Origin of the sequence: Streptococcus sp. 959, assembly GCF_013277075.1 — a bacterium.
GTDB classification, from domain to species: Bacteria; Bacillota; Bacilli; order Lactobacillales; family Streptococcaceae; genus Streptococcus; species Streptococcus pseudopneumoniae_C.
Map to the genome: position 1 here is coordinate 50835 of NZ_VMMF01000001.1, position 14611 is coordinate 65445.

Annotated in this window: 8 protein-coding genes; 3 read left to right on the forward strand and 5 right to left on the reverse strand. The window is 39.7% G+C overall.

Annotated features, from left to right (window positions below; translation table 11 throughout):
• Nucleotides 1-279 precede the first annotated feature (279 nt).
• Together HT717_RS00250 and gyrA are read right to left on the reverse strand one after the other, a co-directional pair.
• Nucleotides 280-1023, reverse strand: a complete 744-nt coding sequence (locus HT717_RS00250) for a class A sortase (RefSeq protein WP_020900678.1) — start codon at nt 1021-1023, stop codon at nt 280-282.
• On the reverse strand, nt 1023-3491 hold the full coding sequence (gene gyrA, locus HT717_RS00255; protein WP_049539156.1) for a DNA gyrase subunit A: 2469 nt from the start codon (nt 3489-3491) through the stop codon (nt 1023-1025). The genes HT717_RS00250 and gyrA overlap by 1 nt, the downstream gene beginning before the upstream one ends.
• A gap of 193 nt (nt 3492-3684) precedes the next feature.
• Here gyrA and HT717_RS00260 point away from each other — a divergent pair, with 193 nt between their 5' ends.
• Complete coding sequence (locus tag HT717_RS00260; protein WP_049539154.1) at nt 3685-4671, forward strand: L-lactate dehydrogenase; 987 nt, start codon at nt 3685-3687, stop codon at nt 4669-4671.
• A 280-nt stretch (nt 4672-4951) separates the two neighbouring features.
• Here HT717_RS00260 and pyk read toward each other — a convergent pair whose 3' ends face one another.
• The 3 genes from pyk to HT717_RS00275 form a co-directional block, all read right to left on the reverse strand.
• Nucleotides 4952-6457: a pyruvate kinase gene (gene pyk / locus HT717_RS00265; protein ID WP_049539153.1), complete on the reverse strand. Its 1506-nt coding sequence runs from the start codon at nt 6455-6457 to the stop codon at nt 4952-4954.
• Nucleotides 6458-6515: 58 nt separating this feature from the next.
• Entirely contained in the window at nt 6516-7523 is a 1008-nt protein-coding gene (gene pfkA / locus HT717_RS00270; RefSeq protein WP_020900675.1) for a 6-phosphofructokinase, read from the reverse strand.
• Nucleotides 7524-7604: 81 nt separating this feature from the next.
• A complete protein-coding gene (locus HT717_RS00275; RefSeq protein WP_173304083.1) occupies nt 7605-10706 on the reverse strand; it encodes a DNA polymerase III subunit alpha in 3102 nt (1033 codons plus the stop codon).
• Nucleotides 10707-11085: 379 nt separating this feature from the next.
• Between HT717_RS00275 and HT717_RS00280 the strand changes: the two genes are divergently transcribed.
• Entirely contained in the window at nt 11086-13368 is a 2283-nt protein-coding gene (locus tag HT717_RS00280; RefSeq protein WP_173304085.1) for a Xaa-Pro dipeptidyl-peptidase, read from the forward strand.
• A 522-nt stretch (nt 13369-13890) separates the two neighbouring features.
• Nucleotides 13891-14361, forward strand: a complete 471-nt coding sequence (locus HT717_RS00285) for an arginine repressor (RefSeq protein WP_001043027.1) — start codon at nt 13891-13893, stop codon at nt 14359-14361.
• The last annotated feature ends 250 nt before the right edge of the window (nt 14362-14611 follow it).

Sequence of the window (14611 nt, forward strand, 5' to 3'; positions counted from 1 at the left end):
CCTCAATGAGAGTATTCCAAAACCCAAGTAAGATTACTAGTAACATCATTAAACTTAATATTTTTGATTTTCAGAATATTATATTAGATTGAATCTAGAATCGCACAATATCTCTTCTAAAATATTTATAGAAATTGCTTTAAATTCCTTAATCAATTTGTTCAGATTCTATTTCAATATACTATAACAACTGCAATAAACAAATTTTCATAGCTCTAAATATAAAATGGAGAAGACATGGATTGTCCTCTCCAGATATTATCTTTTCACTGACTTATCTTAACTAAATTGTTTATATGGTTGATTGAAAGCTGTTAGAATTTCATCAGATGTCTGTGAATAATCTTTTGTTTCTTTCAAATCACCTTTTACAATAATACGTTCTGTAGCGGCAAGGTCTTCACAGGTTACTAATGTGATCTCATTGACCCCTTCTCTATCATCAACCTCATCAACACGATCTGGTGTAACACGTTTGACTTCACGTATTTCATAAGTATAAACTTTATTTTTATCAGTTAGATAAATTTTCATACCATTTTTAGCGTTATCCAAAGGAGAGAATAACATTTTATTAGCATTATCAACACCAAAAATATGATGACTAGCTAGACTATAATTTCCTTCCCCCATAACTTGATCTCGCTTCATAGTACCTGCACCATAATATAGATTTACGTTATTCAATCCTTTAAAAATTGGCAGATTCATTTCTAATTCAGGAATAGCAATTCCACCAATAACTGGTAATTTTTGAGTATCCCATTGAGAAGCTAAAACAGCTTCAGAAGAGATTGCTTTGACCGAGTCAAAATCAAAATTTCCTTCGGTTTCTTGATTTTCTTCTAATTTCTCTTTTGAGACCTGACTAACTTGATACTTATTAGTATTCCAAACCATAACCATATCACGCAGTTTAGCATTAAAAATCAAAGCAATTGATAATAGAATCAAAAATCCTGCTAAAATATTGATTAGTAAATTTTTACGATTTGTTTTCTTTTTGTTCTTTTTATGAGACATTATGCTTCACCTTCTGTTTCGTTTTCTGTCCCAACTTCTTCTTTTTCTGCTGCTGCAACCGTAGTAAAGGTTACAATTTTAGCATCTTGATCCAGGCGCATCACTTTAACTCCCATAGTTGAGCGACCTGTTTGTGAAATATTGGCAACATTGGTTCGAATCATGACACCCGTATCAGTGATAATCATCAAATCTTCATCGCCTTTAACTGTTAAAAGACCTGATAGAGGACCATTTTTCTCAGCTACATTAGCCGTCTTCATCCCTTTACCACCACGACCTTTTGTTGGATATTCAGTCGCAACTGTACGCTTCCCATATCCTTTTTCAGTAATGATAAGAACTTCATCTTGATCAGTAATTACGCTCGCTCCGACTACTGTATCTCCATCACGGAGGTTAACACCTTTCACACCAGTGGCGCTACGACTCATGCCACGAACAGCTGATTGATTAAAGCGAACTGCATAACCAAACTTGGTCCCAATGATAATATCCGTATCTTCTTCTGTCAACAAGACATTAATCAACTCATCTTCATCCTTGAGGTTCAGTGCTTTAAGTCCATTTTGACGAATGTTAGCAAATTCCTTGACGCTGGTTCTCTTCACGACACCATGACGGGTTGTGAAGAAGAGATAGGCTTCATCACTGCGTTCAGATTCAACATTGATGATGGTCTGAATACTTTCGCCTTCATCCAATTTCAAAAGATTGACAATCGGCAATCCCTTGGCAGTACGGCCATATTCAGGAATTTCATATCCTTTAAGGCGATAGACTCGACCTTTATTTGTGAAGAAGAGCAGATGATCATGAGTGCTAGTTGACACTAACTCACGAACAAAATCATCATCCTTAACACCGGTTCCTTGAACACCACGACCCCCACGTTTTTGAGCAGTAAACTCGGCTTGATCCAGACGTTTGATGTAGCCTTTGTTAGAAAGCGTAATCAAGACATCTGATTCTTCAATCAGATCCTCATCTTCGAGGCTTAAGACTTCACCGACCATCAACTCTGTACGACGTTGGTCGCCAAACTTACGCTTAACTTCGTCCAATTCATCTTTGATGATTTGAGAAACACGCTCTGGCTTAGCAAGAATATCCGCCAAATCTGCAATCAAAGCCAAGAGATCATCATACTCAGACTGAATCTTATCGCGTTCCAAACCTGTCAAACGACGAAGACGCATGTCTAGGATCGCCTGACTTTGACGTTCAGAAAGCTTAAACTTACTCATCAACTCGGCTTGCGCTTCCGCATCAGTTTCACTAGCACGGATGATACGAATCACTTCATCGATATGGTCGAGTGCGATCAAGAGACCTTCTAAGATATGCGCACGCGCTTCCGCTTTTTCCTTATCAAAACGTGTCCGACGAATAACCACTTCTTTTTGGTGTTCGATATAAGCATCCAAAATCTGACGAAGAGATAAAATCTTCGGAACCCCATTTTGAATCGCCAACATATTAAAACCAAAATTGGTTTGCATCTGGGTCATCTTGAAGAGGTTGTTAAGGATAACATTTGCTGAAGCATCTCGTTTAACTTCAATAACGAACCGAACACCCTCACGGTTGGACTCATCACGTACTGCTGTAATCCCCTCAATGCGTTTTTCCTGAACTAAGCGAACAATATGCTCATGCACCTTGGTTTTATTGACCATATAAGGAAATTCCGTTACAACAATGCGCTCACGTCCCGTCTTGGTCATTTCAATCTCTGTACGAGAACGGAGGACAATAGAACCTTTACCTGTTTCATAAGCCTTATGAATGCCTGATTTCCCCATGACAAGGGCACCTGTTGGAAAATCTGGACCAGGCAAGACTTCCATCAAGTCCTTGGTAGTCACTTCAGGATTGTCCATGACGAGCTTGACCGCATCAATGGTCTCACCTAGATTGTGAGGAGGAATGTTGGTAGCCATCCCAACGGCAATACCAGTTGCTCCATTGACCAAAAGATTTGGAAAACGTGCAGGCAAGACCAAGGGTTCACGTTCATTGGCATCATAGTTATCAACGAAATCAACCGTATTCTTATTGATATCTCGAAGCATTTCCAGAGCAATCTTACTCATGCGTGCCTCAGTATAACGCTGGGCAGCAGCACCATCGCCATCCATAGAACCAAAGTTTCCATGCCCATCTACAAGCATGTAACGGTAACTCCACCATTGAGCCATACGAACCATAGCTTCATAGATAGAGGAATCCCCGTGTGGGTGGTATTTACCCATGACATCCCCTGTAATACGAGCAGATTTTTTATGAGGTTTGTCTGGGGTAACACCTAATTCATTCATTCCATAGAGAATCCGACGGTGAACAGGTTTCAAGCCATCTCGAACATCAGGAAGCGCCCGCGCTACGATAACACTCATGGCGTAATCGATAAAGCTCGTCTTCATCTCCTTTGTCAGATTGACATTCACTAAATTTTTATCCTGCATTAATAAATGCCTCGTTTCACAATTAGTAATCAGTTATATTATACCATATTGTATCCTATATTTCAGCCTTCTACCCCACTAAAACGTTTACATCAAGATCTGCAAGGCATATTCGTGACAAAGCTTTTTAAAAGTGATAGAATGAATTTATCTGGGAAAATCCCTAAATAAAATTAAGGAGATGTTTAGACAAATGACACTAACTAAACAACACAAAAAAGTTATCCTTGTTGGTGATGGTGCAGTAGGTTCATCTTACGCTTTCGCTCTTGTTACTCAAGGAATTGCACAAGAACTTGGTATTATTGAAATCCCTCAATTGTTTGAAAAAGCTGTTGGTGATGCTGAAGACCTTAGCCACGCGCTTGCATTTACTTCACCAAAGAAAATCTACGCTGCTAAGTACGAAGACTGTGCGGACGCTGACCTTGTTGTTATCACTGCTGGTGCTCCTCAAAAACCAGGTGAAACTCGTCTTGACCTTGTAGGTAAAAACCTTGCTATCAACAAATCAATCGTTGAACAAGTCGTTGCTTCAGGTTTCAATGGTATCTTCCTTGTTGCTGCTAACCCAGTAGATGTCTTGACTTATTCAACTTGGAAATTCTCTGGATTCCCTAAAGAACGCGTTATCGGTTCAGGTACTTCACTTGACTCAGCTCGTTTCCGTCAAGCACTTGCTGAAAAAATTGGTGTAGATGCACGTTCAGTTCACGCCTACATCATGGGTGAACACGGTGACTCTGAGTTTGCCGTTTGGTCACATGCTAACGTTGCCGGTGTAAAATTGGAACAATGGTTGCAAGCTAACCGTGACTTGGATGAAGCGGACCTTGTAGAACTCTTCATCTCAGTTCGTGATGCTGCTTACTCAATCATCAACAAAAAAGGTGCAACATACTACGGTATCGCTGTAGCCCTTGCTCGTATTACAAAAGCTATCCTTGATGATGAAAATGCTGTTCTTCCACTTTCAGTATTCCAAGAAGGTCAATATGGAGTTGAGAACGTCTTTATCGGTCAACCTGCTATCGTTGGTGCCCACGGTATCGTTCGTCCAGTAAACATCCCATTGAACGACGCAGAAACTCAAAAAATGCAAGCATCTGCAAAAGAATTGCAAGCTATCATTGATGAAGCATGGAAAAATCCTGAATTCCAAGCAGCTTCAAAAAACTAATCTAGCTATAGACAACTCCTTGAATCATCAGGGGGTTGTTTTTTCTGTATTTAAACTTAATATCTGTTTTACGTTCGCTTCTACAAGACAGCATATCTTGTGTAAGCCATAAAAAACAACTGTAATCTATACTCACATTACAAATGTCATGAAACAAGCAGTGATTGATTCACTTGATACTGTCTCATTAAATAGCAAGTAAAAAGTTGTGCCCCATAGACAAAAAAATAGCCCATCATACAGGCTATAAGCTTGATATGATAGGCTTTTTCAATTTTGATTAGCGGACTGTACGGATACGCATTGTATTTGTACGAACAGCTTCTCCTACTGGTACACCAGCAACGATAACGATATCATCACCTGATTCAACAAGACCTGCTTCTACAGCTTTACGTTCAGCAATTTCGAACATATCGTCAGTTGATGATGGAGCATCTGTCAGCATTGGGATAACACCCCAGTTCAACATCAAGCCACGTTCTGTAAATTCGTCGAATGTCAATGCCAAGATGTCAGCATTTGGACGATATTTAGAAATCAAACGTGCAGTGTGTCCAGTCTTAGTAAGAGTTACAACCAATTTAATGTCCATTGAGTTAGTAGCATCTTTAACAGCTGAAGCCATTACTTCTGTCTTAGAGTTACGTTCGAATGAATCTGAGTTCAAACGTCCGTATTCGTTAAGAAGAGTTTGAGCGTTCTTGTCGATAGTAGCCATTGTAGTTACTGACTCAAGTGGGTATTTACCGTTTGCAGACTCACCTGAAAGCATTGTAGCGTCAGTTCCATCGATAACAGCGTTAAATACGTCTGATACTTCTGAACGAGTTGCACGTGGTTTTTCAGTCATTGTTTCAAGCATGTTTGTTGCAGTGATAACAACTTTACCTGCAGCATTGACTTTCTTGATGATCATTTTTTGGTAAACTGGAACCATTTCAAATGGTACTTCGATACCCATGTCACCACGAGCGATCATGATACCATCAGCAGCTTCAATGATTTCATCCAAGTTGTCGATACCTTGTTGGTTTTCGATTTTAGCGAACAATTGAACGTGTCCGTTACCAGTTTCTTTACAGATTGCACGAACTTCGTTAACGTCTTTTGCAGTACGTACGAATGAAATCGCGATGAAGTTGATACCTTGTTCAAGACCAAAGCGGATGTCATCGTTATCACGTTCAGCAAGAGCTGGGAAAGGAATTTTAGTGTTAGGAATGTTAACACCTTTTTGTTTAGCAATTACGCCATCGTTTTCAACTTCAACTTCAAATTCACGAGCCGCATCATCTTTAGCAACCACACGAAGACCAAGTTTACCATCGTCAACCAAAACTTGACGCCCAACTTCAACATCATCATAAATATCAAGAGCACCAGCAACGTTCAATGCAATCACATCACGAGTTGATTTGATTCCTTGCTTAGTAGCAACACGGATTTTTTCACCAGTTGTGTAAGAGTACTCTTTTGCATCTCCTTCAAACAATTCAGTACGGATTTCTGGTCCTTTTGTATCAAGAAGGAAACCAACTTTTTTACCTGCAAGTTTTTCAGCAAGTTTAACAGTTGCCATACGGTCACCTTGCTCTTGGTGGTCACCGTGTGAGAAGTTGAAACGGAATGTGTTAGCACCAGCTTCAATCAATTTAGCAATGTTTTTAGCTGAAGCTTCAACATCAAGTTTTTCACCCCAGTATCCGTCATCACCGAATTTTTTACCACCACGGATTTCTACCGCAGGTCCCAAAGTTGCAACGATTTTTACACGTTTGTTCATGATTTTTGTGACTCCTTTATATATATAACCTTTTTGGTCTTATTAACTAAATTATAAATTATGACAAGCTCTTATTCAAGCTAGATAGTTCAAGATCAGCCTTGTGTGGGTTGTTAACCACAATCTTACCATCTGCAGTCAAGCTGAACAATGCTCCTTCTTCTGCAGTTCCAAGAATTGGGTTTTCAACCATTTTCTCATTACGGATACCAACCGCAACACCACCGATACCTTCTTTAAGAAGTTTAACGGCATGAGCACCCATACGTGATGCTAAAACACGGTCACGCGCAGTTGGAGAACCACCACGTTGAATATGTCCAAGTTCTGTCACACGAAGGTCGCTTGTATCTCCAGCTTCTTTCAGTTTTTGACCAAATTCAGCCGCTGACATCACACCTTCAGCCAAGACGATGATATTGTGTTTTTTACCACACTCATAACCAGCTTTGATACTTGCTACGATATCTTCCATCTTGAAGCCTTCTTCAGGGATGATAATTTCGTCAGCACCAGTTGCGATACCTGCCCAAAGAGCGATATCACCTGCGTTACGTCCCATAACTTCGATAACAAAAGTACGACGGTGACTTGATGATGTATCACGAATCTTATCGATAGCGTCCATAGCAGTAGTAACCGCAGTATCAAAACCGATTGTGAAGTCAGTACCAACGATATCGTTATCGATTGTACCTGGAAGACCGATAGCTGGGAAGCCATGTTCAGTCAAACGCATAGCACCGTGGTAAGATCCGTCACCACCGATAACCACTACGCCTTCAATCCCGTGTTTTTTCAATTGCTCAATCCCTTTAAGTTGCCCTTCAAGTTGAGCAAACTCTGGGTAACGAGCTGAGTGAAGGAAAGTACCACCACGAGAAATGATGTCTCCTACTGAAGCAGCATCTAGGGGATGAATTTCACCAGCAACCATTCCAGCATATCCATCATAGATACCAAAAACTTCCATTCCTTCTGAAATTGCTTGACGAACAACTGCGCGGATGGCAGCGTTCATACCAGGGGCGTCTCCACCACTAGTCAAAACAGCAATACGTTTCATTTAGTTTATGCTCCTTTTTCTTTTAACATTCCTACTGATTATATCACATTTAAATGGAAAATTCTTCTATTTTCCGTAATTTTAGTGATAAATCGTTTTCATAGCAATTTTATCCAATTTCGCTGCTAATTCATTGGATTTAGTCACAAAATATTGGGAAGAAACAATTGTTTTCTGTTCCTCTTCATACCTTATGATGACTGGGATTGGGCCTTTATACTGGTCTAAGATGTTTGAAATTTCTTTATCATATTCATGATTTTTAACCTGAATCCAAAATCGTTCAGCCACTGCTTCTTTCAAATCTTGTGCAATCATTTGCAGACGGCCATCACGTGACTGGATTTTTCCTTTTATATAGTAGAAGGCTCCCTCTTTTATTTCCTGCCCAACCTGACGATATAAGTCTGAAAAGAGAGTGACATCCAATTTTTTCTTGCTATCATCCACCTGTAAGAAAGCCATATTTTCACCCTTTTTGGTACGAATTACTTTTATCTTCTGAACTTCAACCAAAATAATAGCGTAGCTATTTTCTGACAAATTTCCGATTGGGGTAATCGGGTAAATAGCTTTACTTGCAATAGTTTGTAGGGGATGTTTGCTGACACCTATCCCTAAAAGCTCTTGTTCCATATAGAATTTTTCTTGTTCAGTCCAATCTTCCGATTCCTGCCAGCTATAAATTGTATCACCAAACAAGCTTCCCAACTCTTTCACAAATTCAAATAGATTATCTAAATTATTGAATACTTTTTGACGATTTTTTTCAAATGAATCGAAAAGACCAACTTTTACCAAAGGTTCCAGCAAAGGAAGTTTCAGATAATTATCAGGTAATTTAGCTACAAAATCTTCAATGTTCGAATAGGGTCTATTTTCAATGATCCAAAGCGCCAAATCTTTGCTGACTCCCTTAATCGATTTCAGACCTAGGTAGATGGACCTGTTCGCGATTTTATCGTGATAAGGAATAGTATTGATTGACAGAGGCGCTACTTCAAATCCTGCTTCTAAGGCATCTGTTAGGTAATCACTGTTGGCAGAATTTAACATGACCTGATAAAAGATGGCTGGATAATGCGTTTTGAAATATGCCAACTGGAAGGCCAAGGCTGAGTAGGCATAGGCATGTGACCTGTTAAAACCATAACCTGCAAACTTCTCCATGACATCAAAGACCTGCTCTGCCTTTTCCGCAGTATGTCCAGCTTTTAATGAACCTTTAATAAAAGAAGCCCTCATCTCATGCATGGCAGAAGCATCCTTTTTACCCATAGCTCGGCGCAAAATATCGGCTTTCCCAAGACTAAATCCAGCAAAACGCTGAGCAACCTGCATAACCTGCTCCTGATAGAGCATGATACCGTAGGTTGGAGCCAAAATATCCTCCAGTACTGGATCCAGAACAGTCACTTCTTCCTGCCCATGCTTTCTTGCCACAAAATTATTGATGTAGTCACTTGCACCTGGTCGATTTAGGGAAGTAGTTGCTACGACATCTTCAAAACAGACTGGCTGCACACGCTTGAGCAGGCGAATAGCTCCAGGTTGTTCAAATTGAAAGATACCTTTTGTATTGCCAGAAGCAAAAAGAGCTAGCGTTTCTTTGTCTTCCAAATCGATTTCTTCTATTTTCAGATGAATACCTTCTGATTCAGCAAGCAACTCTTGCATTTTCTGGACAAAGGTCAAATTTCTTAGTCCCAGAAAATCCATCTTTAAAAGCCCACTAGCTTCAACTCCATGAGCATCATACTGAGTCAGTGGAATTTCATCACCATGCTTTAGAGGAATGTAGTTGGTCAAATCTTGGTCACTGATTACAACACCAGCTGCATGGACAGAGGTTTGTCTGGGATAGCCCTCAATCTTGCAGGCAATCTCAAAGGCTTTTTGGTATTCTAACTTACTATTGATTTGCTGACGAAACTGGAGGTTACCCTCATAAGCCGACTTGAGATTGTCACGAAAACTGATTTTCTTGGTAATTGCAGATAATTCATACTCTGGTACACCATAGCGTTTCAAAACATCTCGCAAGGCCTGCTTTGCTCCAAAGGTTGAAAAAGTAACGATTTGTGCAGCATGTTTACTACCATATTTATTGCCAACATATCTGATAAAATCTGGACGATAAATATCAGGAATATCGATATCAATATCAGGCATAGTATAGCGTTCACGATTGAGAAAGCGTTCAAAAATCAGATTTTTCTCTACTGGGTCAATCCCTGTGATATCTAAGGCATAGGAAACCAAGCTACCAACTGCAGAACCCCGTCCCATACCCATATAATAGCCATTCGAACGTCCAAAACGCAGCAAATCCCAGACAACCAAGAAATAATCGTCAAAGCCCATATCATGAATAACAGCCAATTCTTGGTCTAGACGGTCTTGATATTCTTTACTAGACAACCCCTTCTGAGCAAGCCCAAGCTCAGCGCGTTCTCTCAACTCTTCTACTGCTGGTCTAGCTGGGTTAAAACGAGGCAGTTTCAGACTAGTATCCAAATCATAAGAAATGCCTGAAATCAGCTTTTCTAAATTGTCTAAGGCTTGCGGAAATCGTTCTAGGAATAATTTCTCTAAAGAACTTGCTGATATAAAGACATCTTGTCGCGAACGCAAAGGGACTTCTCTGAGCGGTAGATTTTCTTTAATCGCTGTTAAGACTTGCAGAACTTCTCTATCCCTACTTTCAAAGGCATTGACCCGATAAAGGGGCAAGATTGGATGGTGAAATTCGCTGGCCAGTGTTTCTGGGTAAACCCCTATATAGTAATCACAGCCTAGATTGAGCGACTCAAACTCTTCAAAATAAGGCACAATTACCGCAATATCCTCCAGATACTGGGATAGAACTGACCAACTTTTCTCCCCCTGCATCTTGGCTGTTGAAAGTTTCATCAACTGCTGATAGCCTACACTAGATAGAGCTAAAAAGCGCAAATTCACTTCTTGAGCATCCACAAATACAGTCATTTCAAGCCCTAATAAAGGATGAATGCCATATTTTTTTGTAACCTCTAGAAAGTCAAAAGCACCATAAAGATTATCAATATCCATTATAGCCAGATGAGTGTAGCCGAATTCTTTAGCTACTCTCACATACTTGGTGATTGAAATGACACTCTCCATAAAACTATAGACTGTTTTTGTATCTAGTTGTGCGATCAATTTACACTTCTCCTCTATCCTTCTCACTATATTATACCATTTTCAAAAAGAGAAAGACAAAAGCAATGACTCCTATCTCTATTTTATCCTTAAAGTAAAATTTTTTGAACGAAAAAAGCAAAAATACATTTAAAGAATCAAATGACCCGGTAATTTTTTTACTTTTTTATCCCAAGAAGTGAATATATCTTTTAAAATAGAAAGACACATCCAGTTAATCTATTTACTATGATAACTTGTTTTGAACTATAGAGTTGTACCTGTTTTTCATATAAATAATATTCATTATTCTTTAATTAATTTCTTTCTCACTTAATAATTCCCTTTCTCCTATTTTTTTGATATAATAACCTTAATTATTATTTTACAAGGAGGTTTTATGCGCTTTAATCAATTCAGCTATTTATCACTTCCAAGAGATACTATTTTATATGAATTAAAAAAGTATGGATTTGATTTTCCATCTGAGTCAACAAATAAAAAGATGTTGGAGTCTTTTCTAAGTCGTTTCTTTTTCACTTATCAAGACACCAACTATCCACTTTCCATCCTAGCAGCTGATAAAAAAACAGACCTGCTGACATTTTTTCAATCAGAAGATGAACTGACAGCAGATATTTTTTATACTGTTGCTTTTCAACTTTTAGGCTTTTCTTATTTGGTTGACTTCGAAGACAGTGACGTTTTCCGTAAAGAAACTGGTTTTCCCATCGTATACGGTGACTTGATTGAAAATCTCTATCAGTTACTCAATACTCGGACCAAAAAAGGAAATCTCCTGATTGATCAACTGGTAAGTGATGGTCTTATCCCTGAAGATAATACCTATCATTACTTTAACGGTAAGAGTTTGGCTACTTTTTCTAGCCACGATGTCATTCGAGAAGTGGTCTACGTTGAGTCTCGTGTCGATACTGACCAAAAGGGTTTACCTGACTTAGTCAAGGTCAGCATCATTCGACCTCGTTTTGATGGACAGATCCCTGCTATCATGACAGCTAGTCCCTACCATCAGGGAACAAATGACAAGGCGAGCGACAAGGCTCTCTACAAGATGGAGGGCCAGCTTGAGGTCAAACCTGCTCACAAGATTGAGCTAGAAGAACCTCAACTAAATCTCGTCCAACCTCAAGGCCAAGCTGAGCTTGTGTCAGAAGCTGAGGAAAAGCTAACGCACATCAACGCTAGTTATACACTCAACGACTACTTCCTCCCACGAGGTTTTGCTAATCTCTATGTTTCAGGTGTTGGTACCAAAGACTCTACTGGTTTCATGACTAATGGAGACTACCAACAAATTGAGGCTTATAAAAATGTCATCGATTGGCTTAATGGCCGTTGCCGTGCCTTTACTGACCACACGCGCCAGCGTCAAGTAAAGGCTGACTGGTCAAACGGAAAAGTAGCCACAACTGGACTTTCCTATCTAGGTACCATGTCAAATGGTCTTGCTACTACAGGTATCGATGGCTTAGAGGTTATCATCGCCGAAGCTGGTATCTCCTCATGGTACAACTACTATCGTGAAAACGGTCTGGTGACCAGTCCAGGTGGCTATCCAGGTGAGGACTTTGACTCCCTTGCTGAACTAACCTACTCACGAAATCTCTTGGCTGGCGACTATATCCGAGGTAATGAAGCTCACCAAGCTGACTTAGAAAAAGTAAAGGAACAACTGGATCGCAAGACCGGCGACTATAACCAGTTTTGGCATGACCGCAACTATCTGCTCAATGCCCATAAAGTAAAGGCAGAGGTTGTCTTTACCCACGGTTCTCAGGATTGGAATGTCAAACCACTTCATGTTTACCAGATGTTCCATGCTCTTCCTGCTCATATCAACAAGCACCTCTTTTTCCATAATGGTGCCCATGTTTATATGAACAACTGGCAGTCCATTGACTTCCGTGAGTCCATGAATGCCTTATTGACTAAGAAATTACTGGGACAGGAAACAGATTTCCAACTTCCTACTGTCATTTGGCAGGACAATACAACCCCTCAGACTTGGTTATCACTTGATAACTTAGGTGGGCAAGAAAACTTTGAAACCTTCTCACTTGGTCAAGAAGAGCAAGTAATTCAAAACCAGTACTCAGATAAGGATTTTGAGCGTTATGGCAAGACCTACCAGACCTTCAATACGGAACTTTATCAAGGAAAAGTCAATCAGATTACCATTGACCTTCCTGTAACCAAAAATCTCCACCTGAACGGTCGCGCTCAGCTCAATCTTCGTATCAAATCCAGTACAAACAAGGGGCTCTTATCTGCTCAACTACTGGAACTTGGTCAAAAGAAATACCTACAACCTTATCCAGCTGTTTTAAGTGCTAGAACCATTGACAACGGCCGCTATCATATGCTGGAAAATCTCTGTGAATTACAATTTAGACCAGATGCACAACGAGTCGTGACAAAAGGTTACCTCAATTTACAGAATAGAAATGATTTACTGTTAGTAGAGGATATTAATGCAGATGAATGGATGGAGGTGCAATTTGAACTGCAACCAACTATTTACAAGTTAAAAGAAGGAGATACTCTCCGTCTAGTCCTCTATACTACTGACTTTGAAATCACCATCCGTGACAATACCGACTACCACCTGACTGTCGATCTTGAACAGTCTACTCTTATCCTACCTAGTCAAAAGGTATAGGCTATCAGACTTTCAATATTGAAATTTTCCAAGGAAGGCTTAATTACGTGACCATTTGCCTTCCTATAATCAATCCCCCCACTTGAATAGACTAACGAAACATAAACTTGGTATCAAATCCTGTCCAAAGAACAGATTATTCTACCCCCGCTGCTGAACCTTGGACAAATGATACTAACACCCCTAACCAACATGTGTGACCCTCTATTATACACGCTACCACACCACATGTTGGACAATTTCTGTGAATTGCCGTTTAGCGTACATTCACAAGAAGCCGTGACAAAATGCTACCATAATTAAATGATTCACTGTCAGTAAAGAACAGTGATGCAGATGAACGGATAGATATCCAAGTCATCTGAACCCAACTAGTGACAAGTTAAAAGAGGGAGACGCTCTCCATCTAGTTCTTTATACTACTGACTTTGAAATCATCATACGTGACAATACCGCTTACCGCCCGACTGACGATTTCGATCAGTCCACGCTTTCTGTACTTTGTACAAGGAGTAACATTTTATGAATAAATCTGAACACCGACACCAACTCATACGAGCTCTTGTAACGAAAAATAAGATTCACACACAAGCTGAGTTACAAGCTCTTCTTGCTGATAATGACATTCAAGTTACACAAGCTACACTTTCGAGAGATATTAAAAGTATGAATCTCTCAAAGGTACGTGAGGAAGATAATTCCTACTACGTTCTCAATACTGGTTCCATTTCAAAATGGGAAAAACGTCTTGAAATCTACATGGAAGATGCTCTCGTCTTGATGCGCCCAGTTCAAAACCAAGTCCTACTAAAAACCCTTCCTGGACTTGCTCAATCCTTTGGTTCTATCATTGATGCTTTGAACTTCCCTGACGCTATCGCTACCCTCTGTGGCGATGATGCCTGTCTTGTCATCTGTGAAAATGCAGAGGCTGCCCAACATTGCTTTGAAGAGTTGAAAAAATTCACCCCTCCATTTTTCTTTGGTGAGTAAACAGAAACTAAACTCAAAATCTGCAAAAGTCTCAACATTTTAAACAACATTGTATTGATGTCGGATAACATCCGGCAAATACAATGTCTCATTTTACTGAAAAGTAAACTGTGCAGTTTAATAAAACAAAAAAGAGAAATCTAACTCATACTTGATTACAAAAGCTCCCCTTATAGTGGACAGTGAAAAAACAAACATTCACTAGAAACTATAGGGGGAGTCTTCATATATCGGCTCTTTGTCAACTGTA

Excerpts from the sequence above, each read along its gene's own strand:
- HT717_RS00280 (WP_173304085.1), top strand. The coding sequence starts at position 11,086 with ATGCGCTTTAATCAATTCAGCTATTTATCACTTCCAAGAGATACTATT.
- HT717_RS00260 (WP_049539154.1), top strand. The coding sequence starts at position 3,685 with ATGACACTAACTAAACAACACAAAAAAGTTATCCTTGTTGGTGATGGT.
- HT717_RS00250 (WP_020900678.1), bottom strand. The coding sequence starts at position 1,023 with ATGTCTCATAAAAAGAACAAAAAGAAAACAAATCGTAAAAATTTACTA.
- pfkA (WP_020900675.1), bottom strand. The coding sequence starts at position 7,523 with ATGAAACGTATTGCTGTTTTGACTAGTGGTGGAGACGCCCCTGGTATG.
- HT717_RS00285 (WP_001043027.1), top strand. The coding sequence starts at position 13,891 with ATGAATAAATCTGAACACCGACACCAACTCATACGAGCTCTTGTAACG.
- gyrA (WP_049539156.1), bottom strand. The coding sequence starts at position 3,491 with ATGCAGGATAAAAATTTAGTGAATGTCAATCTGACAAAGGAGATGAAG.
- pyk (WP_049539153.1), bottom strand. The coding sequence starts at position 6,457 with ATGAACAAACGTGTAAAAATCGTTGCAACTTTGGGACCTGCGGTAGAA.